The organism is Thalassospira povalilytica (assembly GCF_002844235.1).
Lineage (GTDB): Bacteria > Pseudomonadota > Alphaproteobacteria > Rhodospirillales > Thalassospiraceae > Thalassospira > Thalassospira povalilytica.
Map to the genome: position 1 here is coordinate 19301 of NZ_PGTS01000006.1, position 24471 is coordinate 43771.

26 protein-coding genes and 3 tRNA genes are annotated in these 24471 nt (G+C 54.7%); 8 read left to right on the top strand and 21 right to left on the bottom strand.

Features of this window, described 5'->3' with window-relative positions; all coding sequences use genetic code 11:
• Positions 1 to 110: 110 nt before the first annotated feature.
• Entirely contained in the window at positions 111 to 500 is a 390-nt protein-coding gene (locus CU041_RS15485) for a hypothetical protein (protein ID WP_101247616.1), read from the top strand.
• Positions 501 to 666: 166 nt separating this feature from the next.
• Here CU041_RS15485 and CU041_RS15490 read toward each other — a convergent pair whose 3' ends face one another.
• From CU041_RS15490 to CU041_RS15500, 3 genes are all read right to left on the bottom strand, one after another.
• Positions 667 to 1764: a TRAP transporter substrate-binding protein gene (locus CU041_RS15490; protein WP_068520056.1), complete on the bottom strand. Its 1098-nt coding sequence runs from the start codon at positions 1762 to 1764 to the stop codon at positions 667 to 669.
• Between the two features lie 277 nt (positions 1765 to 2041).
• A complete protein-coding gene (locus CU041_RS15495) occupies positions 2042 to 3133 on the bottom strand; it encodes a TRAP transporter substrate-binding protein (RefSeq protein WP_068520057.1) in 1092 nt (363 codons plus the stop codon).
• A 196-nt stretch (positions 3134 to 3329) separates the two neighbouring features.
• Positions 3330 to 3833 carry a hypothetical protein gene (locus tag CU041_RS15500; protein WP_068520058.1) on the bottom strand — a complete coding sequence of 168 codons (504 nt, stop codon included), beginning with the start codon at positions 3831 to 3833 and terminating at the stop codon, positions 3330 to 3332.
• 223 nt (positions 3834 to 4056) lie between these two features.
• Here CU041_RS15500 and CU041_RS21050 point away from each other — a divergent pair, with 223 nt between their 5' ends.
• The 5 genes from CU041_RS21050 (at position 4057) to CU041_RS15525 (ending at position 9056) form a co-directional block, all read left to right on the top strand.
• Entirely contained in the window at positions 4057 to 5382 is a 1326-nt protein-coding gene (locus CU041_RS21050) for a globin-coupled sensor protein (RefSeq protein ID WP_101247617.1), read from the top strand.
• 336 nt (positions 5383 to 5718) lie between these two features.
• On the top strand, positions 5719 to 6864 hold the full coding sequence (locus tag CU041_RS15510; protein ID WP_101247778.1) for an ABC transporter substrate-binding protein: 1146 nt from the start codon (positions 5719 to 5721) through the stop codon (positions 6862 to 6864).
• 25 nt (positions 6865 to 6889) lie between these two features.
• Complete coding sequence (locus CU041_RS15515; protein WP_170310269.1) at positions 6890 to 7960, top strand: FecCD family ABC transporter permease; 1071 nt, start codon at positions 6890 to 6892, stop codon at positions 7958 to 7960.
• Positions 7961 to 7970: 10 nt separating this feature from the next.
• Positions 7971 to 8762 carry an ABC transporter ATP-binding protein gene (locus tag CU041_RS15520; protein WP_101247779.1) on the top strand — a complete coding sequence of 264 codons (792 nt, stop codon included), beginning with the start codon at positions 7971 to 7973 and terminating at the stop codon, positions 8760 to 8762.
• Positions 8763 to 9056 carry a DUF2218 domain-containing protein gene (locus CU041_RS15525; RefSeq protein WP_101247619.1) on the top strand — a complete coding sequence of 98 codons (294 nt, stop codon included), beginning with the start codon at positions 8763 to 8765 and terminating at the stop codon, positions 9054 to 9056.
• Positions 9057 to 9150: 94 nt separating this feature from the next.
• On the opposite strand, the gene CU041_RS15530 is transcribed toward CU041_RS15525, so the two are convergent.
• From CU041_RS15530 to CU041_RS15580, 10 genes are all read right to left on the bottom strand, one after another.
• On the bottom strand, positions 9151 to 10104 hold the full coding sequence (locus tag CU041_RS15530) for an energy transducer TonB (protein WP_101247620.1): 954 nt from the start codon (positions 10102 to 10104) through the stop codon (positions 9151 to 9153).
• Between the two features lies 1 nt (position 10105).
• Positions 10106 to 10513, bottom strand: coding sequence for an ExbD/TolR family protein (locus CU041_RS15535; protein WP_068520066.1), 408 nt, complete (start codon positions 10511 to 10513; stop codon positions 10106 to 10108).
• On the bottom strand, positions 10510 to 10899 hold the full coding sequence (locus tag CU041_RS15540) for an ExbD/TolR family protein (RefSeq protein ID WP_101247621.1): 390 nt from the start codon (positions 10897 to 10899) through the stop codon (positions 10510 to 10512). Before CU041_RS15540 ends, CU041_RS15535 begins: the two co-directional genes overlap by 4 nt.
• 23 nt (positions 10900 to 10922) lie before the next feature.
• Positions 10923 to 11798: a MotA/TolQ/ExbB proton channel family protein gene (locus CU041_RS15545; RefSeq protein ID WP_068520073.1), complete on the bottom strand. Its 876-nt coding sequence runs from the start codon at positions 11796 to 11798 to the stop codon at positions 10923 to 10925.
• Between the two features lie 315 nt (positions 11799 to 12113).
• Positions 12114 to 12189: transfer RNA gene (locus CU041_RS15550), tRNA-Lys, on the bottom strand.
• Positions 12190 to 12443: 254 nt separating this feature from the next.
• Positions 12444 to 12519 (bottom strand) — tRNA-Lys (locus CU041_RS15560).
• 152 nt (positions 12520 to 12671) lie between these two features.
• On the bottom strand, positions 12672 to 13175 hold the full coding sequence (locus tag CU041_RS15565) for a peptidylprolyl isomerase (RefSeq protein WP_068518488.1): 504 nt from the start codon (positions 13173 to 13175) through the stop codon (positions 12672 to 12674).
• A 62-nt stretch (positions 13176 to 13237) separates the two neighbouring features.
• Positions 13238 to 13765, bottom strand: a complete 528-nt coding sequence (gene coaD / locus CU041_RS15570; protein WP_068518489.1) for a pantetheine-phosphate adenylyltransferase — start codon at positions 13763 to 13765, stop codon at positions 13238 to 13240.
• An 11-nt stretch (positions 13766 to 13776) separates the two neighbouring features.
• Positions 13777 to 16578: a DNA gyrase subunit A gene (gyrA, locus tag CU041_RS15575; RefSeq protein WP_101247623.1), complete on the bottom strand. Its 2802-nt coding sequence runs from the start codon at positions 16576 to 16578 to the stop codon at positions 13777 to 13779.
• Between the two features lie 187 nt (positions 16579 to 16765).
• Complete coding sequence (locus CU041_RS15580) at positions 16766 to 17740, bottom strand: DMT family transporter (protein ID WP_101247624.1); 975 nt, start codon at positions 17738 to 17740, stop codon at positions 16766 to 16768.
• A 473-nt stretch (positions 17741 to 18213) separates the two neighbouring features.
• On the opposite strand from CU041_RS15580, the gene CU041_RS15585 reads away from it, so the two are divergent.
• Positions 18214 to 18453 carry a hypothetical protein gene (locus CU041_RS15585; RefSeq protein WP_170310270.1) on the top strand — a complete coding sequence of 80 codons (240 nt, stop codon included), beginning with the start codon at positions 18214 to 18216 and terminating at the stop codon, positions 18451 to 18453.
• A gap of 94 nt (positions 18454 to 18547) precedes the next feature.
• Here the strand turns inward: CU041_RS15585 and CU041_RS15590 are convergent, their stop codons facing one another.
• Positions 18548 to 19483, bottom strand: a complete 936-nt coding sequence (locus tag CU041_RS15590; protein WP_101247626.1) for a DUF547 domain-containing protein — start codon at positions 19481 to 19483, stop codon at positions 18548 to 18550.
• Positions 19484 to 19652: 169 nt separating this feature from the next.
• On the opposite strand from CU041_RS15590, the gene CU041_RS15595 reads away from it, so the two are divergent.
• On the top strand, positions 19653 to 20558 hold the full coding sequence (locus CU041_RS15595) for a putative metalloprotease CJM1_0395 family protein (RefSeq protein WP_101247627.1): 906 nt from the start codon (positions 19653 to 19655) through the stop codon (positions 20556 to 20558).
• A gap of 10 nt (positions 20559 to 20568) precedes the next feature.
• Here the strand turns inward: CU041_RS15595 and CU041_RS15600 are convergent, their stop codons facing one another.
• The 7 genes from CU041_RS15600 to CU041_RS15615 form a co-directional block, all read right to left on the bottom strand.
• The gene (locus tag CU041_RS15600) at positions 20569 to 20961 is read right to left on the bottom strand and encodes an ester cyclase (RefSeq protein WP_101247628.1); all 393 of its coding nucleotides are present in this window, start codon (positions 20959 to 20961) and stop codon (positions 20569 to 20571) included.
• Positions 20962 to 20971: 10 nt separating this feature from the next.
• Positions 20972 to 22015, bottom strand: a complete 1044-nt coding sequence (gene pyrC / locus CU041_RS15605) for a dihydroorotase (protein ID WP_101247629.1) — start codon at positions 22013 to 22015, stop codon at positions 20972 to 20974.
• Positions 22016 to 22109: 94 nt separating this feature from the next.
• Positions 22110 to 22547: a hypothetical protein gene (locus tag CU041_RS20690; RefSeq protein ID WP_170310271.1), complete on the bottom strand. Its 438-nt coding sequence runs from the start codon at positions 22545 to 22547 to the stop codon at positions 22110 to 22112.
• Positions 22511 to 22741 carry a hypothetical protein gene (locus CU041_RS21080; RefSeq protein ID WP_407702981.1) on the bottom strand — a complete coding sequence of 77 codons (231 nt, stop codon included), beginning with the start codon at positions 22739 to 22741 and terminating at the stop codon, positions 22511 to 22513. The genes CU041_RS20690 and CU041_RS21080 overlap by 37 nt, the downstream gene beginning before the upstream one ends.
• 57 nt (positions 22742 to 22798) lie before the next feature.
• Complete coding sequence (locus CU041_RS20695) at positions 22799 to 22957, bottom strand: hypothetical protein (RefSeq protein WP_170310273.1); 159 nt, start codon at positions 22955 to 22957, stop codon at positions 22799 to 22801.
• A 250-nt stretch (positions 22958 to 23207) separates the two neighbouring features.
• A complete protein-coding gene (locus CU041_RS20700) occupies positions 23208 to 23717 on the bottom strand; it encodes a hypothetical protein (RefSeq protein WP_170310274.1) in 510 nt (169 codons plus the stop codon).
• A 581-nt stretch (positions 23718 to 24298) separates the two neighbouring features.
• A tRNA-His gene (locus CU041_RS15615) sits at positions 24299 to 24375 on the bottom strand.
• Positions 24376 to 24471: the final 96 nt, after the last annotated feature.

Genomic DNA, 24471 nt, shown 5'->3' on the forward strand with positions numbered 1-24471 from the left:
ATTATCTTTTCCCGGGGACTATACCACGGCCGATGAATTGTCTAAAACGACGCAAATTCGATTTGGTGCAATAAGCACCCAGACCAAAGACCAATGAAAGCGTGGTTCAGATGTCTTCTGATTATGGCTTTTACGCCGGAATTTTGCGCTTTGTCGCAAAGAAAACCGAAACCGATGACCGTGAAATCCGCATCATGATGGGCCATTTGTCGGGCATTGCCGATGCCATCGCGCAATCCGGGCGTTTCATGATCGAACGCGACAATTGCGAAAGTGCCGCGCGTGCCTTTGCCGGGGTTGCCAAATTCCTGCAGGAACGCATCCTGCCCGAGGCCCTGAATGCCGGGAATGAAGGCGCGGTCGAACAGCTTAAATGGGCGATTGAAACATCGCTTGTCATGGCAGCCGAACTGGTCAAGCGCGCCGCAGACGAAGAGCTTAAAGATCAGGACAGGTTCACCTTTGACCTGCCCGCGCCCAACAAGCCGACCGTGCATTAGGCATTAGGCATTAGGCATTAGGCATTAGGCGTCAGGCATCCCGCATCAGCCGCATAGTGTGTGGTGCATTTACTTGGCGCATAGCCTATAGCGCATAGCGCGCACCAAAAAAGGCCGACACCCGGGGTGTCGGCCTTTTTCGTTTCAGATCGGTATCGCGGACTGATTAGCCCTGATTGGCAAAGACATTGGCGCGCTGGTTCAGCGCGGTTGCCTCGAACTCCTTGCCATAAGGGGCTGCCTTTTTCGCAAAGTCCATCAGCGACGCATAGATACGGCCATTAAGGTCATTCTGACCTGCGATTTCTTCAACCGCTTCCTTGGCGGCACCGGCAAAGGCCGCGATCAAGTCGTCATTGAAATGACGGATCTCGGTACCTTTGGCGAGGATCGCCTGATAGGACTGAACGTTGTTGAAGGTAAAGTCCGCAAGGGTCTGTTCGACATTGGCCTGTGCGGCAATGGCGACAATTTCCTGAAGGTCTTCGGGCAGTTCGGCGAATTTGTCCTTGTTGATAAAGACTTCGATGCCCGAACCCGGTTCGGCAAATGCCGGGGTGTAGTAATATTTGGCTACAGAGGCCAGACCGAACGCATAGTCGTTCCACGGTCCAACCCACTCGGCCGCATCAATCGCACCGGACTGCAAGCTTGGCAGAATGTCAGCAGCCGGAAGCAGCGACGGGGTCGCACCCAGACGGCGCATGGCTTCACCACCGATACCGGCATAGCGGACTTTAAGGCCCTTAAGGTCATCAACAGAATTGATTTCCTTGTTGAACCAGCCACCTGCCTGAAGGCCGGTATTGCCTGCGAGGAACGGTTTGACGTTGAACTGGGAATAAAGTTCGTCCCAAAGTTCCTGACCACCGCCAAAGCGCAGCCAGCCCGAAAGTTCCCACGCCATCAGACCAAACGGAATGGTGGTAAAGAACGAAACGGCCGGGTCCTTGCCAAACCAGTAATAGGGCGTGGAATGAGCCAGATCGGCAACGCCCTGTTCGACCGCATCCATGCATTCAAGGGCCGGAACCAGTTCGCCCGCACCATAAACCGTAATCTTGAGACGGCCACCCGACATCTTGTTGACGCGTTCGGCAAACAGTTCGCCATTGGCACCAAGACCCGGCGTTCCTTTGGGCCAGGGCATGACCATGCGCCAATTGATGGTTTCATCGGCCTTGACGATGGCCGGCGCAGTAGCAGCGGCAGCAAATGCACCGGCAGCAACGCCTGCGCCGCTCAGAAACTGACGACGTTTCATTGTGGGGCTCCCAATATTGGTAAATTTTTGCGTAAAAACTCTACGAAGGTAATTTCGTAACTCTGTTTGAACCCAAAGTTACGGTTTTTGGCGCATGCAACAATTCATGTTTGCGGGATGCAGCATCGCGCAAACTGCATGACATCGACATTTCATCGACATTTCTTCACCCAAAGGTTCAAACAAAAAGGGGCCGCCCGAAGGCAGCCCCTGATATCATGCGCACCGGACCGGGTTGCGGTCGGTTCGCGAAGATTGTTTCAAGACACTGGCGGACTTAGTAGCCCCAGACCTTTGCACGCTGCAACAGACCGGTTGCTTCGAATTCCTTGCCATAGCGCGCGCCCTTCTTGACGAGGTCAAGGTAGCTTGCGGCAATTCGGCCCGACAGGTCGTTCTTGGCGGCGATTTCATCAACCGCGGCCTTGGAATGTTCGGCCAGGGTCATGATGACATCATCGGGGAACTGACGCACTTCAACGCCCTTGTCGATCAGCGGCTGATAGGACTGAAGGTTGTTGAAGGTAAAGTCGGCCAGGGTGTTTTCCGAAATCGCCTGTGCGGCATAACGGATGATTGCCTGCAGATCCGGGGACAGGGCATCGAACTTGTCCTTGCCGACAAAGATCTCAAGACCCGGTCCGGGTTCGTGGAAGGCCGGGGTATAGTAGAATTTGGCAACCTGATAGAGACCAAATGCCAGATCGTTCCAAGGACCGACCCATTCGGCAGCGTCAATCGCGCCGGACTGCATCGACGGCATGATATCGCCGGGCGGCATCATGGTCACGTTAGCACCGGCACGGCGCATGGCTTCGCCGCCCAGACCGGCATAGCGCATTTTAAGGCCCTTAAGGTCATCAAGCGAATTGATTTCCTTGTTGAACCAGCCGCCAGCCTGCATGCCGGAGTTGCCCGCATAGAACGGCACAACATTGAATTCGGCATAGGCTTCTTCCCAAAGTTTCTGACCTTCGCCAAAGCGCAGCCAGGCCGAAAGTTCCCAGGCGGTCAGACCAAACGGAATGGTCGAGAAGAAGTTCAGGGCCGGGTTTTTACCCTGCCAGTAATAGGGCGTACCATGGGCCATTTCGACCACGCCCTGTTCGACCGCATCCATGCATTCGAACGGCGGGACGATCTCGCCACCACCGAACACACTGATATTCAGACGACCATTGGACATTTCCTTGACCATGGCGGCAAATTTTTCTGCATTGGTGCCAAGGCCCGGCGTCCCTTTTGGCCACGGCATCACCATGCGCCAATTCAGACTTTCCTGCGCGGAAACAATAGCCGGTGCCGCGACCGATGCGGCAACCGCACCCGCACCCAGACCGGCTCCTTTAAGGAACTGACGACGTTTCATTGGGATCCCCTTAGATTCTTGTGTTTTGGTGGTTTTTTGCGCGACCACCAGCCTGCGGAGGGGGATTTTCGCTAAAAGACGCGTCGGTTTCCACTATTTTTGCCAAAACGGGGAAATATTTTTTCCCCGACGCTACGGCATGCTGGCTTTATGCGAATGCCAGATACCGTCAATGATCGCTGTTCGGGCCGCAACCCTAGCCAAGGAAACGGTTATAATCGGCAATGAACTGATCCACCGTACCGGCGCCAAGCGGGGTGTTGTAATATTGCTTCCAATAGGCGGCCAGTCCGTTCAGATCATTGGGATCGGACGGCAAGGCACCCGGGGCCCGATAATACCGGATGCGACACATCGCGGTTGCATAGGCAAGATTGGTGGCAAGCTGTGCGGACTTGTCGGGTTTGCCATCCGATCCGACCGGCTGTGCTGCCAGGAAACCATCAACCTTGGCCTTCAAAGCCGCACGGGTCGAATAATCCAGATAATTGACATAGCAATCATTCAGGGTTGCCGGTTCCATCTGATAGATGCCCAGTGCCGGACCGCCACCAACCTGCTGGATATAGTCGCCCAGATGACTTTCATGGGCCGCTGTGCCCATCAGAAGGTTTTCGGCAACATCGGGGGCCGGAAGATCAAGCACAGCCAAAACCGGCTGCACGATCAAAGTTCTCAGCTGATCCTTGTTAATCGGCACGGCGGCCTCCTGTTCATCTGTGACTTACAGACGAAACGACGCCCTGCCCCAAAGGGTGTGACGATTTTTCCCGAAAATCTGCGAGATGCCGAGGTGAATCTACCCTTGCGAGCAAATCATCAATCCTAATGGATAGTTATTTTCCCAAATTGAAGCCCAACCTAAAACCAAGATGCGCATAACAAATGCTGAGAGAGATCAACCTGCTATCGGGGAGAATGGCATGCATCCGGAACTAAAACGCCGTCTTGAATTCATCGGCTTTGACGAGAACAAGGTCAAACAGCTCAAACGGGCATGGCCGGTAATCGAAAAGAACCTTCCACCCATTCTGGACGAATTCTACAAAAAGGTGATGGGCCGACCGGAACTGGCAAAAATCGTCGGGGATCCGTCCAATATCAGCCGCCTCAAGGACGCCCAGCGCAAACACTGGGCCAAACTGTTCGAAGGGTCGTTTGATGACTCGTTTTATGAAGATGTCCGACGCATCGGCAAGGCCCATGAACGGATCGGACTGACGCCGGAATCCTATGTGTCGGCCTATAATTTCATGCTCGGTGAAATATCGGCCCTGCTGTTCAGGCAATTCCACCGCGATTCACAGGTTTCCCTGATGGTGGTCGCATCGATCAATGCGCTTCTGGTCGATGTCGAAATGGCGATCACGGTCTATTACGAGGAAACGCAAAACACCTATCACAACAAACTGCAACAGATGTCGCATGATTTCGAGGAAACCATCGGCACCGTCGTTGCTGCCGTCGCCTCATCGGCCGAGGACATGTCACACGCGTCCAATACGCTGATTTCCAGCATGACCGAAACCCAGGACGAGGTCCAAAGAGCCCGCGGGGCTGCCGAAATTTCCGCGGACAATGCCACCACCGTTGCCGGTGCGGCCGAAGAACTCGACAGTTCCATTCGTGAAATTTCCAGTCAGGTGTCGCGGGCATCGACCATTTCGAACGAGGTCGAACAATCCGTTCGGCGAACATCGGACACCATCGAAACACTGAACGCCGCGGCAGACCAGATTGGAACGGTCGTCGATCTGATTGACAAGATCGCAAGCCAGACCAACCTTCTGGCGCTGAATGCGACAATCGAAGCCGCCCGGGCCGGTGAAGCCGGCAAAGGTTTTGCAGTGGTCGCAAGCGAGGTCAAAAACCTTGCCAATCAGACCGCCAAGGCAACCGGCGATATCACCGAACAAATCAATGCCGTTCAACAAAGCACGTCAGCAGCCGTCAGTGCCATTCAAACCGTGGCCGGACAAATCGGCACCATCGTTGAATCGGTAACGGCAATTTCAGCCGCAGTCGAACAACAGGCCGCCGCCACCACCGAAATCAGTGGCAATATCAATGCGGTATCCGCCGCCAATCAGGACGTGAATACCAGCCTTGAAACGGTCAATGGCACGGCAAGCAAGACAAGCTCGGTGGCATCCCAGGTGTTTGAGGTGTCCAAAACCCTTAAGCAGAATTCCGAACGTTTGCGCAGTGATGTTGATGCCTTTGTGGCGCGTCTGACGGCAACGTCATGACTTTCTGACCGTTGATGCGCGGTCGTGCGGGTGCGGGAACGCCGGTTTCCGCACCCCTTTTTTTGTCTGACGGGTGATGGATTGTGATCAGCACTGCCCCGCCCTTTGCCGGATGATAAGGCCCTTAAAGAAAATAATATTCAAAATCATTCGCAATTGGATGGTTTCTTTGCTATGAAAATTTCCGGCTGTGTGGATGGTGCGCATTTTGATGCGCCGGCCATGGCAGCGGTTTTGGTGCTGATCAACCCGATGGTGAAGGCGCAGCGCCCTGCCCCGACACAGCCAGACAGATTGTCGCTTACATCATGCAACCTTCCAGAATGCAGAAACGATATGAAATTTAACCGTTTACTGAGTTTCGTTGCCGCCGCTGTCCTGTGCGCCACCACGGCCCGGGCTGGTGAAACCATTACCCTGACCGATGTTGCCGGACGCGAAGTTACCGTCGAAGTCCCGATCAAACACATGATCCTGGGCGAAGGTCGCTTTTTGCCATCCATCGGCATTCTGGATCCGGAAAATCCGGTGCGCTGGATCGCGGGCATGATGGGTGAATTCAAACAGCTTGATCCGGGCTCATACGCCCAGTACGAAGCCAAATTTCCCGAAATCGACGACATTCCGTTGATCGGGCGCAGCGGTGAGGCAACCTTTTCGGTCGAAAAGGCACTGACGGTCGAACCCGATGTCGCGATCTTTGGCATGTCGGGCGGCCATGGGCCGGGATCAAAAAGCCACGAAATTCTGTCGGTTCTGGGGGCGGCCCATATCCCGGTCGTGATGATTGATTTCCGCAGCAAGCCGTTCGAAAACACCCCAAAAAGCATCCGCATTCTGGGTAAGCTGATGGGCAAGGAAGACCGGGCCGAAGCATTCGTAAAATTCTACGAAGAAAACCTGCACAAGGTGACCGACAAAACCGCACAGATCACCGACAAACCCAGCGTATTTCTTGAAAGCCGGGTTGGCCTGCAACAGAATTGTTGCGAGGCGATGGGCAATGAAATGATCGGCAAATTTGTCGAACTTGCCGGCGGCAACAACGTATTTGGCGACGAAATCCCAGGCGTCATCGCACAGGTTTCGATCGAGCAGCTTCTTCTCAAGAACCCGGACTATTATGTGACGACCGCGGTCGGATCGGCGGGGCTTGATCCGGAACTCAATTCCAAACGCATTGTTCTTGGCGCATCGACCAGTGCCCAACAGGCCGCAGCGTCGCTTGCGCACAGCATGGAACGTACCGGCCTTTCGGAGCTTTCAGCGGTGAAAAGCGGCCATGTCTATTCCGTCTGGCACCATGTCTATAACAACCCGATCAATGTCACGACCCTTCAGGCGATGGCAAAATGGTTCCATCCCGAAACCTTTGCCGATCTTGATCCGGACGCGACACTCAGAACCTTCTTTGAGCGTTTCCAGGCGGTTGATCTGAATGGTGTTTACTGGATTGGCCTTGATCAGGCGTCATCTTTGTAAACGCCATAAAACATCGGACCAAATGATGAAAGACCAGACCACCGGCGCAGCACATGCTGCGCCGTCGCTGTCACACCAGTATCGGGCATTCGTGTTCAAACGGATTTTCTGGCTGTGCATATTCCTGACTGCCCTGATTGTTTCCTTTGTTGCCAATGTGATCACCGGCCCGGCCATGCTGTCCTTTGTCGATGTGGTGACGGGCATCCTTGATCCCGAAACGCTTTCTGGCGCCATGAAGGTGATTGTGTTTGACGTGCGCCTGCCCTTTGCGGTGCTGGCGATCCTGATCGGGGCGACACTGGGCCTTGCCGGGGCGGAATTGCAGACGGTGCTCAACAACCCGCTGGCCAGCCCGTCGACCCTTGGCATCATGCATGCCGCGACCCTTGGCGCATCGGTCGCCATTGTCTTTCAGCTTGACCAATACGGCCTGCCGGAAAACTACATTGTGCCGGTATTTGCCTTTGCCGGGGCGTTGTGCGCGATTTTCCTGATCCAGATGCTGGCGGGATTTTACGGGGCGACCATTGATACGGTCGTGCTGTTTGGCATTGCGCTGGTTTTCGCACTGGATGCGCTGGTTTCGCTTATCCAGTTCGTTGCCGATACCGACAGCCTGCAACAGATCGTTTTCTGGACCATGGGCAGCCTTGCACGCGCCAGTTGGGAAAAGATCGCGATTGTCGGCGTGGTGTTCCTGTGCTGTGTGCCATTCAGCATTCGCCATGTCTGGAAAATGACAGCCCTTCGTGGCGGCGAAGATTACGCCAAAAGCTATGGGGTGTCGGTTGAACGTTTGCGGATGCTGGTATTGCTGCGCGTCGGGGTTCTGACCGCGGTTGCCGTATCCTTTACCGGCGTGATCGGCTTTGTCGGGCTGGTCGGGCCGCATATTGCGCGCCTGGCCTTTGGCGAGGACCATCGTTACTACATCCCGGGCAGCATCCTTGCCGGGGCATTTATCCTGTCTTGTGCGTCCCTGGCCAGCAAATCGATTGTCCCGGGCATCATGATCCCCGATGGCATTGTCACGGCCCTGATCGGCATTCCGCTGTTCCTGGCCTTGCTGATTTCGCAAAAGCGTCGTGGATAAGGGGCCGATCATGACCAAACTTGATATCCGCGATCTTGTGATTGCCCATGGCAAAAACACCATCCTGTCCAACATCACGCTGGCCGATTTCGAACCGGGCAGCGTGATCGGCGTGCTTGGCCCCAATGGTGTTGGCAAATCAAGCTTCCTGCGATCGCTTGCGGGGCTTGCCCCCTATGGCGGGTCGATCACCTATGACGGGGATGAAAACCGCAAGCTCAGCCATAATCAGCGCGCACGCAAGGTTGCCTATTTGCCGCAAACCTTGCCACAGGCCACCAATCTTGTGGCTTATGAGGCGGTTATTTCGGCCTGCCGGGCGGTGCGCCATGATCTGACACGCGATCATGTGGAAACCCTGACCGAACAGGTTTTTGACCGTTTGAACATCCGCCATATCGCGTTTCAGCCGCTTAGCCGCATGTCCGGTGGTCAGCGCCAGATGGTCGGGCTTGCCCAGATCATTGTCCGCGAACCCGACATCATGCTGCTTGATGAACCGACAAGCGCGCTTGATCTGCGCTGGCAGCTCGGGGTTCTCGATGTGGTGCGCACCCTTGTCAAAGACAAACAGGGACTGGCGCTGATTGCGCTGCATGACATCAATCTGGCGATGCGCCATTGCGACAGCCTGATCCTGTTTGGCGAAGGCGGTGTGTTGTCACATGGCGCCCCAAGACATGCCATGACACCCGAAATGCTGTCGCGGGCCTATCATGTCAGCGGGCGGCTTGAAACATGCTCGCACGGGTCACCATTCGTCATTGTCGACGGGCTCAACACCATAGAGGGACACCGATAAATGTTTACCACCAGGGGATCGGTCAAAACCGATAACGCCGCCAAATATCTTGTGCAGCTGTGCAAGCATTTCGCCCACAAGGTCACAGTCGATCTTGGTGAAACATCGGGCGATGTCGCCTTTCCGATGGGGCCATGCACCATCACGGCAACGGATGACGCCCTGATTTTCGATGGTCACTCCGAAAAGGCCGAAGGGATCGAAAAGATGAAAGGCGTGATTATCGTCCATCTCGACAAATTCGCCTGGCGCGAGGCGCCGCTGGACTATCGGTGGGAAGACGGTCAGGCCTGACCTTCCTTTCCCTCACCTACCCCGTCACACGCCACAAGCCACAAGCCACAATGCGAAATAAAAAACGCCAGCCTTTCGGGGCTGGCGTTTTGCATTAGCGCAGATTGTAGACCACCGGCACGGTCAACATGATCTTGTCTTCGGTCATGGTGTCGGGGAATGGCGGGAATTGGCGTACCCGTTCAATCATCCGCTGGGTTTCGCGATCAAGCAACTTGGATCCGCTTGATGACAGCACCCGGGTTTCAAGCACCGTTCCGTCACGTGCAATCACGATATAGATGCTGTTCTGACCTTCGATGCCGCGTCGCTTGGCCCGGTCGGGATATTCGCGATAGCGGTTCAGCATTTGCAGAACCGATGACTGGTAATCGACCATCGCGGCCTTGCTGGCGGCGCCGCCGCCACTGCCATTCGATGCCGAGGCTGCCTGGCTTTGGGCGACTTCACCCACGGTGCCTTCGGACCGGCTTGAATTGGTCAGGCCGCTTGGCTGCATGACCGGTTCGGGCTTTTTCTGAACCGGTTCCGGTTTTTTCGGTGCTTCGACCTTGGTGACCGGCGGCTTGGGCTTCATCCGGACCGGAAGAACTTCGGCCAGTTCCTGAACCACAACCGGCTCTGGTTCCGGTTCGGGCTTGGGTTCGACGACTTCTTCGACGACGGGCTCGGGTTCCGGTTCAGGCTCGGGTTCGACAATTTCGGGTTCGGGCTCTGGTTCCGGCTCGACGATTTCTTCGGGTTCCTCGACCGGTTCTGGCTCGGGTTCCGGTTCAACGACCGGCTCCGGTTCCGGTTCGGGTTCAGGTTCGGTAACCTCGACCGGTTCTTCGGCGGCACGGCTTTCGACAGAATCCGCACTTTGTTCGTCAATTTCGGACTCACCACTAACGGCATGCCCGGCACCAAGCGAAATGCTGATGCTTTGGACCGATCCGGCCCCGCCCCAACCCGATGGTTGCGGATCGGGCATGGCCAGAACAATCCCCCCGGCCAGAACAATACCGGTCAGCCCGGTTGCGATCAGGAAATCAACGCGTTTTGACATATCAATCCTGTCCCGCCTCGATTGCGGTCATCAGCTGTACCTTGTCAACGCCCAGTTCCTGCAACCGTTTGAGCAAGGCAACAACCTTGGCACCTTCGGTATCGCGGTCGGCACGGATTTCGACAGGACGACCGATATAATCAACCGGCAACATCGATGACAGGCGATCAAGGCCGCCCTTAAGATCATCAATCCCGATTTCACCCGACTTCCCGAACCACAGAACAATCGTGTCTTCGGGGCGGGCTTCGGCGGTATGGCTTGCCGGCGGGTCGACTTCAAATGGACCCAGCTTTTGCAGGCTTCCGGCGATCATGAAAAAGATCAGAAGCAAAAACACGATATTGATCAAAGGCAACATCGGTTCCTGGACCGGGCCGTCCTCGGCGATCTGAATGCGGCGTTTCATTCGATGAACTCCACATCTGTAACCCCGCCACGGCCAAGTGCATCCATCACATCAACCAGATGCTGAAGACTTGCACCATTGACCGGACGCAGACGCACGGGCGATCCGCCATAGCCGCTTTGCAATGCCGGAACAAGTCCCGACAGCGATACGGTTTCCCCGTTGATCGAAAGACCGCCATTGGCATCGACATTGACCGTTACCGGGCGTACGTCGCTTTGGCTGGTTGATCTGCCATCGGTGATGCTGACCGACATCTCGAAGCCCTTCCAGTCAAGGAAGCTTGATGCCAGCATGAAGAAAATCAGCAAAATGAAGACAACATCAATCAGCGGGGTCAGACCGATCATCGGTGATGAACCGCGATTACGTTCGCGCAATTGCATAGGCGTATTCCGGCGGATTGGGTTTATTCGGCTGCGTGGCGAAGTTCGGATACGTTGGACGCCCCCAGAGTGGTCCTGTGGGCCAGTTCGCCCCGATTGACCACCATGGTGCAGACATCTTCCATCACCGCTGCTGCACGGCCGATAACGCCCTGCATCCACATATGGAATGCGGTTGCCGGGATCGCGACGACAAGACCGATCGCGGTTGTCAGCAACGCCAGCCAGATCCCGCCCGACAGGACAGACGGATCAATGCGGCTGCCCGCACCTTCCATTTTCTGGAAGGCCTCGATCATGCCCATCACGGTTCCAAGCAGGCCCAGAAGCGGGCTGAGGACCGCGATGGCCGACATGATGCGCAAACCACCGTTCAGGCTGTCGATTTCCTTGCGCGCACGTGCGGCAATAAGATCGGATGCGGCTTCGCGTTCATCAGCCGATGCCACAGACAGTGACAGGCCCGAAAGTCCGATACGTGCCGCCGGATGACGACGGCGCGCCAGAAGGTCTGCGGCCTGTGCTTCGTCGCCATCAGAAAGGTGGCGTTCGACATCACGCACAAACCCGTCGGCAAAGACACCACGGCGCAAGAAACCAACCAGCTTGTAGAAGAACAGGACAAGCCCGATCAAAGCCATCGCTGCCAGCACCCAGCCGACAACCCCGGCCCGGTCAACCTGTTCAATCACCGGCAACCCGACAAAGGCATCGGTCATGGAATTGGCCTGGGTCGTTGCCGTTGTGTCCATCGGAAGTCCCGTAGCGGGATCAAGGATCACTGTACCATCACTGGACAGGGTTCCGGTCGCAGTTGCGTCAGGTGCAATTGCGCCATCGGATGCAAGCGGGCTTTGCGCATCATCAGATGCGGCCAACGGATTTACAGGTTCAGGCATTTAACTTTCCGATCAAATATACGATCAGCATCAGACGTCCTGCTCTGATGCATTTGAAACTGATTTGCATTCTTTACAGGAAATAGAATTGCGATGCAATCGCAACCAACAAAACATACAGCTTTTTCGTGCATGGCTGCTTTGCTTCGCACCAGGGCGATCAGATATCGAAACAGAGTGAACGGGAAAGTCGGACCATACCGGCGACGCGGGCAAAAATGCCCGATGGGGCAAACAAGTGCGGCGAAGACGTAAGTGATCCAAATGCCGGATATGCAAAACCCCCGGAACTTCTGGGTTCCAGGGGTTTTGAATTGGTGAGCCCGACAGGATTCGAACCTGTGGCCAACTGATTAAAAGTCAGTTGCTCTACCAACTGAGCTACGGGCCCTCAACGTTGGTGAGCGGCGTTTTAATGGGACTGGCGTCATCGGTCAACCCCCCTTTTTACGTGTTTTTGCACATCTGCCATGAATTCGCGCCAAAACCCCGGAAAACCCCGGTTTTGATCGGTTAAAAAAATGTCATGAATTGTCCGGATGCCGACCGACGGAAATCGGACCGCGCGGATGAAACGAATTTGATAAAGGGGGATGGGCGGATAAAGAAAAAGCCCCCGAAACCGGAAAGGTTTCAGGGGCTTATTGGTGAGCCCGACAGGATTCGAACCTGTGGCCAACTGATTAAAAGTCAGTTGCTCTACCAACTGAGCTACGGGCCCTCAACGTTGGTGAAGCGCGTTTTAATGGGAGAGCACGCGCTGGTCAACACCTGTTTTCCATATTTTTCCTCTTTTTCTGCTTTCGCGCCCTAAAACGCGAAAGCCGCCCCACAAAGGGACGGCTTTCGGTTGCAAATGATCGGTTTGCGCGATTATTGCGCGTCTGCAGCAACCTGCATTTTGACAATCACGTCCGGATCGGCAACCGACCCGTTGGCCCAGGGGGCACCTTTTTTGATCATGTCGACATATTCCATGCCTTCGGTCACCTGACCCCAGATGGTGTATTGGCCATCCAGATGCGGTGCATCGGCAAAGCAGATGAAGAATTGCGAATCAGCACTGTTCGGGTTGGCCGAACGGGCCATGGAAACGGTGCCGCGACCATGATGTTCCTTGGAGAATTCGGCATCAAGTTTCTGACCCGATCCGCCGGTACCATTGCCCTTGGGGTCGCCGGTCTGCGCCATGAAGCCTTCGATCACACGATGGAACTTCAGACCATCATAGAACCCCTCGCGGGTCAGTTCCTTGATGCGGGCAACATGTTTCGGCGCAAGGTCCGGGCGAAGCTGAATAACAACGCGGCCATCTTTCAGATCAAGATAAAGCGTGTTTTCCAAATCCTGCGCGACAGCGTCGTTTCCATTGGACATGGTTACAATTCCTAGTACGAGAGCAATTATTGAGAATAGACGAAAAAGACGCATGGCCTGCGTTATTCCTTTTCTTCTGCCAGCTTTTCATGCAAGCGCTTAAGCACGTTGGCCGGCACAAATTCACTTACATTACCACCCAGCCGGGCGATTTCCTTGACGAAGCGCGACGAGACAAACTGCTGTTTGTCGGACGCCATCAAAAACACGGTTTCGACTTCCGGCGACAGCCGGGCATTCATGCCCGCCATCTGGAATTCATATTCAAAGTCCGATACCGCGCGAAGACCGCGGATGATCGTGCTTGAACCGTTTTCTTTGGCGAAATCCATCAGAAGCGAAGAAAATGGCTTAACTGAGGTGCGCGCGGCAACTTCGCCGCCCGCCGCTTTCAGGGCCTCTTCGACCAGTTTGCAGCGTTCATCAACGCCGAACATCGGACCTTTGCCGGCGTTGATCGCAACGCCGACAATAAGCTGGTCCACAATCCGGGTCGCACGACGAATAATATCCATATGCCCCTGGGTCACCGGGTCGAATGTGCCCGGATAAATCCCGATGCGCGATATGGTAGAAGACGTTTCAGTCATCGAATTTCCAATTATTCGTCGCTTTCGGTGCCATCAGTTGCCGGTGCATCATCACCCGCATCACTGGCACTGGTTTCTGCGGTGTCGGTTGATGCGTCATCGATGTTTTCAACACCATCCACATCGCCTTCTTCACCTTCTTCGTCACCGCCAAGGTTTGACAGTCGTTCAACCGCGACGACCTGTTCGTCATCGGCAGTCCGGAACAATGTCACACCCTGTGTCTTGCGGCCGGCGATACGGATGTCGTGGGTCGGCATACGGATGACCTTGCCACCATTGGTGACCATCATCAGTTCGTCGCCTTCTTCGATGACGAAGGATGCAGCGACATTACCGTTACGTTCGGACATCTCGATATTGGCAAAGCCCTGCCCGCCACGACCGGTTACACGATATTCATAGGCAGACGTGCGTTTGCCATAACCGTTTTCGGTCACAGACAGGATCAGCTGATCACCAGCAAGAATTTCCTGATAGCGTTCAGCACTGAGCACTTCGAGCGGAAGATTGTCTTCGGTGATTTCCTCGCGACGCAGTTTGCCTGCGATCGAAAGGTATTCATCACGTTCTTCCATGGTGACATGGTTGCCAAACAGAACCGACATCGCGATGACCGAATCTTCGTCCGCCAGGCGAATACCGCGCACACCAACCGAATTACGGCCAGTAAAGACGCGGACATCCCCGACACGGAAGCGAATGCATTTGCCCATTCGCGTGGTCAGAAGAATATCGTCATCATCGGTACAGGTCTGAACCGCGATCAGCTTGTCACCACGATCTTCTTCAAGCTTCATGGCGATCTTGCCGTTGGATTTCACATTCACGAAATCGGCAAGGCTGTTACGGCGGACATTCCCGGTCGAGGTGGCAAACATCACATGCAGGTTCGGCCATTCTTCCTCGTCGGGAAGCGGCAGAACCGTGGTGATATATTCGCCTTCGGACAGCGGCAGCAGGTTCACAAGGGCCTTGCCGCGCGATTGCGGGGTGCCGACCGGCAGACGCCAGACCTTCATCTTATAGACCATACCCTCGGAGCTGAAGAACAGAACCGGGGTATGGGTATTGGCCACGAACAGCTTGGAAACGAAATCTTCCTCGCGGGTGGCCATGCCCGAACGGCCTTTGCCACCGCGACGCTGCGCGCGATAGGTCGACAGCGGAACACGCTGGATATAGCCGCTGTGCGACACGGTGACGACCATGTCTTCGCGGGCAATCAGATCTTCGATGTCATGTTCGAATTCTGCTTCCTGAATTTCGCTGCGACGCGGGTCGGCGAATTCATTGCGCATTTCGCTCAGTTCGTCCTTGAGAATCGTAAGCTTGCGCTCGCGCGAGGCCAGGATATCAAGGAAGTCTTTGATCTTTTCACCCAACTCGGTCAATTCGCCCGCGATCTTGTCGCGTTCGAGACCGGTCAGGCGATGCAGACGCAGTTCAAGGATTGCACGGGCCTGTGCTTCGGACAGGCGATACATGCCATCCGATGACCCGATCTGGTTCGGATCGGCGATCAGTTCGATCAACGGAACGATATCGCCCGCCGCCCAGTCACGCGCCATAAGCTGTTCACGGGCGATCGTCGGATCGGCCGCATTGCGGATCAGCTTGATGACTTCGTCAATGTTGGAAACGGCAATCCCCAGACCAACCACGACATGGGCACGTTCACGCGCCTTTTTGAGAAGATGGATGGTCCGGCGGGTAATGACTTCTTCGCGGAATTCGACAAAGGCCTGAATGATGTCTTTCAGGTTCATCAGTTCCGGCTTGCCACGGTTCAACGCCAGCATATTGACGCCAAACGACGTCTGAAGGGCGGTAAAGCGGAACAGCTGGTTCAGGACAACGTCGGAATTCGCATCACGTTTGAGTTCGATCACCATCCGGACACCGGAACGGTCCGACTCATCACGCAGATCGGAAATGCCTTCGAGTTTCTTGTCACGTACCAGTTCGGCGATCTTTTCCATCAGGGTCGCCTTGTTCACCTGATAGGGAACTTCGGTAACGATGATCGCTTCGCGGTTGGCACGGATTTCCTCGACATGGGTGCGTGCACGCATGACGACCGACCCGCGGCCGGTCTTGAATGCGGAATGGATGCCCGAACGCCCCAGAATAAGGCCACCCGTCGGGAAGTCCGGCCCATGGACAAATTCCATCAGACCTTCGACGGTGATGTCGGGATTGTCGACATAGGCCATGCAGCCATCAATGACTTCGCCAAGGTTATGGGGCGGAATATTGGTCGCCATACCAACGGCAATACCGCCCGCACCATTGACCAGCATGTTCGGAAAACGTGCCGGGATAACAGACGGTTCCTTGGTGGTTTCGTCATAGTTATCGCGAAAATCAATCGTGTCTTTATCGATATCATCAAGCAGGAAATGGGCTGCCTTGGCCATGCGAGCTTCGGTGTAACGCATGGCGGCGGCCTTGTCGCCATCCATGGAACCAAAGTTCCCCTGCCCGTCAATCAGCGGCAGACGCATGGAGAAGTTCTGGGCCATACGGACCATCGCGTCGTAAATCGCGCTGTCACCATGCGGGTGGTATTTACCCATCACGTCCCCGACCACACGGGCCGATTTGCGGAACGGTTTGTTATATTCGAAACCGTTTTCGTGCATGGCGTACAGAATACGACGGTGCACAGGTTTCAAACCGTCCCGGACGTCAGGCAGCGCACGGCTAACAATCACGCTCATTGCGTAATCAAGGTAGCTGCGGCGCATTTCTTGTTCGATGGAAACCGGGAAAATATCGCGGCTCTCGGAATTGGTCTCTTGGGTGGACAAAGGCCGTGACCTCTTAAACGCTTGATCAGAAATGATTCAATCGGCGTGACATGCACCTGTTTTCAAGCACATGCCGGACCAGAAAGGCGGAAAGTATCAGGTTTGTCGCCCACAAACAATATTGACAAATCCCGACATTCCACGTTGGGCGATAAAGTTCGGCTTTTATCGCGATTTTGTGTTTTTTCTACGGATTAGACTTGCTTTTTTCACGATCGGGACTGTCAAGAACTGGCGCGATCGGGTCACCTTTGACACCATCATCGCCTGTCTGCTTTGCCGTGCGGCCAAATCGCAATTGCGATGCGGCAATCCCGCATAAAATGATCACCAGTGCCACCAGCGCATTGGGCTGGGGCACTTCGCCCAGCACGATAAAACTGATCAGAACCCCGACTGCCGGCACCAGATAATTGTTAAACACCAGGAAACTCGCCCCGGCCACCGCAATCAGATGCAGGATCATGAACATGGCAATCCCGGTCGGGAACATGCCCAGATACATGATCGATATCGCCGCCCCAAGATCCCATTCCATGGTCCATGGCCGGTCAATGATCAGGGCAAAGGGCATCAGCATGAGGGCTGCGAAACTCAGGATCACTGCGGTCGACCCGATGCGCGGCTGATCGCGCAGATTGCGTGCGACCAGCGACGAAATCGCATATCCGACCGCAGCCACCAGAATGGCCAGCTGAAACAGGAACTCCCCGCCCAGCCCCGAAAGCGTTTCCGGACCGACCAGAACAATCACGCCAATGGTGCCCATGATCACCCCGATCACCTTGCCCAGCGTCAGCTTTTCATCATGGGTAAAGAAATGCGCCAGAACCACGGTGGTCAGCGGCACGGTTGACATCAGAATGGCCGCAAGCCCCGCATCGACGCGAATTTCACCATAACTGATCAGAAAGAACGGAATGGCATTGCCAACAAGGGCAACCATGAATGTCGATATCCAGGCCCGCCGCCCGCGCGGCATGTCGGATTTGCGGATCAGGGCAAAACACCACAAGACAAGGGCCGCAAATGTCAGCCGCCCGCCCGCCACCACCAGCGGGGAATAGGCATGAACCCCGATCTTGATAAAGGTGAACGAACTGCCCCAAATCATCGCCAGCAGCAACAGCAAGCCATATTCACGAATTCCCGGACGTGTCATGTTCCCAGCCTATTTTCGCCATAGTTTTTGGGCTTTATCACGGTTGTGATCAAACCGGCATCCAGCGTTAGAGGCCAAACACCAAAGAATCAAGAAAATAGAACCCCGACAGCCCAAAGGCTGGCGCGATGTCCCTTTATGGGGCCACGCATCGGGACCCAAGCTGGCCGGGCCCGAACCACCCGGCCAAGACAGCAAAGCCACAACAGAAAAACATCAACCCAACAGGATAGAACCAGAACACCCGGCCCCGTCCGGACCATACAGCCAAAAGATGCATATTTCCGGGTTTTATACGGTCAGCCAGATACGGATTTTTGATTGCCAGTACCCGGTGATTTTCACCGAACACCAAGGCAGATCAATGCAGCAAACCAGCAAAAGTGGAAAAAAGTAAAATCGGCGCAAGTTTTTAGTTGCGAATGATTTGCAATAGCACTACATTACGCGCAACAAAAAGACCAGGATACGAGATGATGAGTTACGTTGATCAGGAATTGTCGATTGAAGACATGCTTGCCGACCCGATCGTGCAGACATTAATGCGCTATGACGGCATTTCTGCCAGTGACGTTCGTCACACGATCGAGCAGGTAAATCAAAATCGCGCCCAAAAGGCCGAGGCGGCCCTTCCCGGGACGCACCATCACAACCGGTTGCACTGGGGTGCTCCCCATGGCAACACCAGCCGCCTGCGCCACAACGCGGCCTGATCGTGCCGGCCTTGCCACCGGGCGCCATCAAGCGCGCCCGGAGATCTGATCATGATCCTTGGGCAATTGGCGCGCGGGAATTGCCGCACCATTGTCAGGATTGCGGTGCGTTCAGCGCCCAGTCATATTCATCGTCGGAAACATCAAACCCGCCGATATGATCAAGCTGTGCGGTCAGCTCAGGCCCGGCAAAGGTCAGAAGATGGGCGACAAATTGCGCGTCCCCCGCCCCGAAATCATCCCGATACCAGTCATACAGACTTGAAATCACAAAGCCGCCATCGCCGTCACTATGGATGGCGCGCGCATGGTTGATAAAACCGCGCGCGGCCTGATCAAGCTGGCTTTCGATCCGTTTGGCATCATAGGCATCGCGCGCCAGCGCCGGGCATCCGATCGATGCACAATTCACCGCATAGTGAATGCGCGCATCCTGCCAGATCGGGCGCAATATCCGGTGTTCGATATCATCAAGTGACAAGGTCCGCCCTTCGATACGGACAAGCTTTTTACCCCACGGGCCCGATGCGAACAGGCCCGGCGAAATGTCGATATCGCGGATCGATGCCACCGGATAATGGTCAAGCACCACCTTCACGGTCAGCGCGTTATAAAGATTGATCCAGTATGCCATCTGCTCGGCCCGGTTAAGGCGACTGACCGATATATCGACCATCTGGTCTATATAATGTGCAACCGCATAAATCCCGTTTGCGCGCTCCGACAAGGCACGCTGGTAATCAAAGGTGGTCACCCCGGCTTCGGGCTGATCCACAAACCGGTCAAGAACCCCCTGCCATTCCGCATGATCGACCATGATCGTGCTTTGCGGATCGTAAACCTGCCAGTCCGGCCACAGATCGGCCTTTGGCGCGGCATTGACCGCCCCCGGCATCGCAAGCATCACCATGACAACAAGCACAGGTGCAAGACTGGCCAGACCAGGCCATCCGGGCAAACTGGCGCGTCGAACCGGACGGCAAAGACGGCAAAGACCGGAAACAAATGGCAGAAGGGGCAAAGAACGCATAACCGCAAAACCGTTTCATCAGTGATACAGGATCAGGCAAGCGCCTGTCGGCTTTTGGAACAGCTTACAGTGTAACCCGTTTCAGCACGTCACAGCCTCATCAAACCGGCGTGATCACGGGAACCTGCTTTATGTACTTTTAACCCCAAGTTGGGTTACACTATCACCCATGATACAGGCAGGTGCAATACAGGTCATCCCCGGGAGTGGTGGGCAACTTGGCCAGATTATTGCCACACGCGCCCTGCCCGGCTCCGGGAGCCAGCCGCCGACCAGCGGGTCGGGCGGAACGGGCGCGTCTGCGCCACAAACCATGCCAGCCGCCGTCGCCCTTGTCCCGCTTGCCAGCAACACCCCCGCGCCCAACCCGTCACAAACCGGATCGACCACCCTGTCACGGTCGGGGCCGTCCGGTTCCCTCGGATCGACGGCGGGAACCGCCAGCAGCCCAGAACCCGCGCAGCCATCACCCCCGCCGCCCTCAACCGCGCCGGTCAACCGGGCCGCATCGGTCATCACGGTTATTCAGCAACTTGATCCCCGCGATATTGCGGGCGAACAAACGACCGGGGAAACAGACACCCAAAGCCCGACCGAACGCCAGCAACAGGAACGCGAAGACACCCCGAAAAGCGCCCGGCAACCCACCGCCAACCCGGCCCTTCTGACCGCAAGCGAACGCGAAATCGTCCAGCAGCTTCGCGCCCGCGACGCCACCGTCAGAACAGAGGAAGAAAGTCATCAGGCCCTTGCCGGGGCAAATGCCGGCATGATCACCTATAGCTATACCGCCGGGCCTGACGGGCGGCTTTATGCCACCGGCGGCAAGGTCAGCATCCGCCCGCTTCAGGGGCTGGACGGTATCGCTGCCATCGCCAATCAGGCCGCGATATCGCGCGCGGCATCGGTGCCGGGAAGCTCTGCGGCCGACTTCAATGTCGCCAAGGGTGCATCAATGAATATATCGGCAATGATTTCGGCACAGGCCTATGCGGCAGCCGAAAGCTACCGCGCGACCATCGGGCTGAATATCGGGCTGAATGCCGCACCGGGATCGGTCGACCTTCGCGGCTAATCAGCCGTCATCATCGGGCAATCTGTGCTTCGACCGCAAGCTTATCAAGGAGCGAGCGCACATTCACGATCTTGCCATCGCGAAATTCGTAGAACACATTCTCCGAAAAGGCGACCTTCCGACCATTTACCGCAAGCCCAAGAAACTCGCCCTTTGGCGAGCACTCAAAAGCCAGCACGCTTGCAACATGGGTTTCATTGGCAACCAGCAAATCAATATTGAACCGAAGATCGGGAATTTCCCGATAATCACGCTCAAGCATGGCGCGATAGCCCGACAAACCAACATGCTTGCCGTTGTAATGCACATCGTCGCCAACATAATCACCAAGGCGATCCCAATCCTGCGCATTCAGGCAATCGATATATCCGCGGTAAAGTTCTTCCAGACGCCGGGCGTGCATAAAACGCCCCCTATGCGTAATGCCAGAAAATATCAAAGCCCGGATTGAACACCGTGACCGGACCGTCGCCGGTTTCGATCTTGGCGGGGAATTTCGCCGGTTCCGCGCGTTTTTCCAGCGTGATCTGATCACCGTTTAGCGGCAGACCATAGAATTGCGGCCCGTTGATCGAGGCAAAGGCTTCAAGCTTGTCAAGCGCGCCTTCCTGCTCGAACACATGAGCAAGAAGCTGCACGGTGTTGTTGGCGGTAAAGATACCGGCACAGCCGCAAGGGCTTTCCTTGCGATCATCGGTATGCGGGGCTGAATCAGTCCCCAGGAAGAAGCGCGCATCGCCCGATGTTGCCGCCGCACGCAGGGCCAAACGGTGCTTTTCACGCTTGGCAACCGGCAGGCAATACATATGCGGATGAATGCCGCCGACCAGAATGGCATTACGGTTAATGATCAGGTGATGCGTCGTGATGGTCGCGCCCAGATTTTTGTCATTGGCTTTGACATATTCAACGCCGTCTTCGGTCGTGATGTGTTCCATCACCACACGCAGTTCCGGCAGACGCTTGCGCAGCGGATCAAGAACCCGGTCGATAAACACCGCTTCACGATCAAAGATATCAATATCCGCATCGGTGACTTCGCCGTGCACACAAAGCGGAATACCAAGCTCTGCCATCCGCTCAAGCGCCGGCATCGCATTATCGAAATTGCGAACCCCGCTGTCGGAATTGGTGGTTGCCCCGGCCGGATACAGCTTCAAGGCGGTAATCACACCGGCCTTATATCCTTCCTCGATATCATCGGGATTGGTGCCCTCGGTCAGATACAGGGTCATCAGCGGGGTGAAATCATGGCCTTGCGGAATGACTGCGGTGATGCGGTCGCGATAGGCCACGGCATCAGCAGTTTTGACCACCGGCGGCACCAGGTTCGGCATGATGATCGCACGGGCAAAATGCTCCGACGTCTCGCCAATCACACCTTTGAGCATCTCACCATCACGCAGATGCAAATGCCAGTCATCCGGACGGCGAAGGGTAATGCGTTGTGTCGACATGTGGCGATCTCCTGGCAACCATTGAGCCCCGTTTGGGAATATGGAGGGTTTCCTAGCAGATTGGGTGGGAGTTGGGAATGTCAAAGAGACACTATCACCGCTTCACTTTGTAATGAATAGCTGTCCAGCAATTTCTACTGGCATCATGCAGAAATTCGAATGGCCATGTGAACGGGCCGGACTTCGGCAACTGCAGATCACCGCCATTCAGAAAGTATGTAGCTTCTTCTTCGCTTGAGAAATCAAACGCTGCTGAACTTACGCATGCTCGCTTTTCATCATCGCTCAGTGGGCTACCTGCAATAATTACATTCACATGAAGTGCAACAATCACAATAGTGGTTGCGAACAAAAATCCCGCCAGAGTTACAAGTTCAAAGAACCAATTGTATGTAGTCGGAATTGCAGCTCCATCTGCCTCAGCAAGACTTTTGTTGATCCTAGACACGACCAACAGCAAACAAATACCAAGTGCAGAGACCGTAGTAGATCCACTCAGAGCCAATGCCACAGGGAAGTACAGCACAGCCAAATAGTACTCCCCACCAATACAGGAGCAAGGGCTGAGAAAAAGAAAGTCACGTTGCCCAATATCAACAAAGCCGGCATCCCGGTTGGCAAGCTTGACCTAAGCACCAGTTTGCTGCCATCAGGGACGATCTTCATCAGGGCTTGTGCGGCTTCCACCACGCCGCCGATGGTGGTGACCGCCAACTCCTGCACCACACCATCAATCGGGGCGCGCAGGACCTACTGATCGCGGCGGCGTTCGACCTTGATACGTTACTGCACCAATGATCCGCATTCCTGATCAAGCCGCGCGCGCTCGTCAAACAGGTTTTCTTCAAAGTCCGCCAATGTGCTTTGCAGCCGTTCCTGTGCCATGGCGATATCGGCATTGGCCTTTTGCACATCAGCCTCAGCAGCTTCGTCAACTTGCACTGAAACTTTTGCAGCCGCCGAAGAACTAGAATCTCCGCTTTCATTACCCCCGCCGGGGTAATCGGAATAAGAAGGGTTGTTGGGTGACTTAGTTTCACTGACAGACCGACCTCCGCGAACACTATCTCGCGACGCCCTACCACCGGACGAGTGCCCCCAGAACTTCCTGAACTACTTGACGCACCACCTTCCATTTAAATACCCCCTCCCCAATTCACACTTAAAAATAAAAAATTTTACCTGGCACAATCTAATCTTCAATATACTTAAAACCTTGAAATGTTTCGTAAAACTCACTCAAACACGAGTCATATGAAGAGTAACTTCCATCAAAAACAAACATATTAAATGAATAAACGAATCTATTTTCGTTATATATCACCCTAATAATACAATCACTATGATTATCAACATAGTCATGATTATAAAATAGCTCATTTGTTGCTCTTCCGGAAGAAATCATAGAATCAATAATTTCATCTTCACTTTGAATTGAAAAAACAATTGCATAAACAGGAACAACTTCACCTGGATTAATAAAATTAAAATAACCCCTATACTTTTCATTTATTTTATAAATTTCCGATATATTAGTACCAACATCCAGTATTGACACCACGTCAATTGGCGCGTGATCTGCAACCAGCAAATTTTCTTTTTCGGAAATATTTCCCTCTAAATCAACGTAGTACACCTTTGACACAGCCGCGCCTGAGTGAACCCACGCCACAAAAAAAATAACTAAAGGTAGAATTTTCACTCTATTACACCCTTCCAATACATTGATCCGCACCTCGCCCCTACCTTTCCCTCAAACTCTCATCCCGATACCACAACATCGGACCAAGGACATATTCCAATAACCGACGCTCTCCGGTACGAATATCTACTGTAACGGTCATACCGAGTTCGTTGCTACCATGATGAAAGAACATGGAGTGACACAAACATGACGCCTGAGGCGAAAAGAACAAAATGGCTAACGCCCGGGCTCAAGTTAGCGGTAGGAGCCCCTGCATGAGCGCACCGTTATTTCTGACATCACAGCAAGTTTCTAACCGTTGGGCGCAGGCGGGTATTCTTGGAAGATGCAATAAGCCTATTTCGACTGCGACCCTGGCTTTCTGGCGGAGCGAAGGCACAGGCCCCAAACCTGTGAAGGCTGCTGGCGCAATCCGATACGGCATCAAGGCTTTGCGGCAGTATAAACGAGAAAACTTTGGGCAGGAATGTGACGTCATGCCAAATTCCGACGCCCCCGGATAGCGCAGTTTTTTGCTACCTATTTGCTACCTAAACCAAAAAAGGCTTAGAGGGTGAACCTCTAAGCCTTTGAATTTTTGGGGCGAGTGATGGGACTTGAACCCACGGCCCCCAGAGCCACAATCTGGTGCTCTAACCACCTGAGCTACACCCGCCATCGTGTGGCGCGGTTTATATGGCCCGTGGCCCCCAACGTCAAGCGCATATTTTCACTTTTTTCCGCTGATTTTTCCCAAGCCCTTCAAAGCGCC

Bases quoted from the DNA above. Each gene is read 5' to 3' on its own strand.
- CU041_RS15600 (WP_101247628.1), bottom strand. From the start codon at position 20,961: ATGCACGCCCGGCGTCTGGAAGAACTTTACCGCGGATATATCGATTGC.
- CU041_RS15490 (WP_068520056.1), bottom strand. From the start codon at position 1,764: ATGAAACGTCGTCAGTTTCTGAGCGGCGCAGGCGTTGCTGCCGGTGCA.
- CU041_RS15510 (WP_101247778.1), top strand. From the start codon at position 5,719: ATGAAATTTAACCGTTTACTGAGTTTCGTTGCCGCCGCTGTCCTGTGC.
- CU041_RS15540 (WP_101247621.1), bottom strand. From the start codon at position 10,899: ATGCAATTGCGCGAACGTAATCGCGGTTCATCACCGATGATCGGTCTG.
- coaD (WP_068518489.1), bottom strand. From the start codon at position 13,765: ATGACTGAAACGTCTTCTACCATATCGCGCATCGGGATTTATCCGGGC.
- CU041_RS15590 (WP_101247626.1), bottom strand. From the start codon at position 19,483: ATGCGTTCTTTGCCCCTTCTGCCATTTGTTTCCGGTCTTTGCCGTCTT.
- CU041_RS15595 (WP_101247627.1), top strand. From the start codon at position 19,653: ATGATACAGGCAGGTGCAATACAGGTCATCCCCGGGAGTGGTGGGCAA.
- CU041_RS15515 (WP_170310269.1), top strand. From the start codon at position 6,890: ATGAAAGACCAGACCACCGGCGCAGCACATGCTGCGCCGTCGCTGTCA.
- CU041_RS15485 (WP_101247616.1), top strand. From the start codon at position 111: ATGTCTTCTGATTATGGCTTTTACGCCGGAATTTTGCGCTTTGTCGCA.
- CU041_RS15545 (WP_068520073.1), bottom strand. From the start codon at position 11,798: ATGCCTGAACCTGTAAATCCGTTGGCCGCATCTGATGATGCGCAAAGC.
- CU041_RS15535 (WP_068520066.1), bottom strand. From the start codon at position 10,513: ATGAAACGCCGCATTCAGATCGCCGAGGACGGCCCGGTCCAGGAACCG.
- CU041_RS15585 (WP_170310270.1), top strand. From the start codon at position 18,214: ATGATGAGTTACGTTGATCAGGAATTGTCGATTGAAGACATGCTTGCC.
- CU041_RS15580 (WP_101247624.1), bottom strand. From the start codon at position 17,740: ATGACACGTCCGGGAATTCGTGAATATGGCTTGCTGTTGCTGCTGGCG.
- CU041_RS15525 (WP_101247619.1), top strand. From the start codon at position 8,763: ATGTTTACCACCAGGGGATCGGTCAAAACCGATAACGCCGCCAAATAT.
- CU041_RS15565 (WP_068518488.1), bottom strand. From the start codon at position 13,175: ATGTCCAATGGAAACGACGCTGTCGCGCAGGATTTGGAAAACACGCTT.
- CU041_RS15520 (WP_101247779.1), top strand. From the start codon at position 7,971: ATGACCAAACTTGATATCCGCGATCTTGTGATTGCCCATGGCAAAAAC.
- CU041_RS15530 (WP_101247620.1), bottom strand. From the start codon at position 10,104: ATGTCAAAACGCGTTGATTTCCTGATCGCAACCGGGCTGACCGGTATT.
- CU041_RS15495 (WP_068520057.1), bottom strand. From the start codon at position 3,133: ATGAAACGTCGTCAGTTCCTTAAAGGAGCCGGTCTGGGTGCGGGTGCG.
- pyrC (WP_101247629.1), bottom strand. From the start codon at position 22,015: ATGTCGACACAACGCATTACCCTTCGCCGTCCGGATGACTGGCATTTG.
- CU041_RS21050 (WP_101247617.1), top strand. From the start codon at position 4,057: ATGCATCCGGAACTAAAACGCCGTCTTGAATTCATCGGCTTTGACGAG.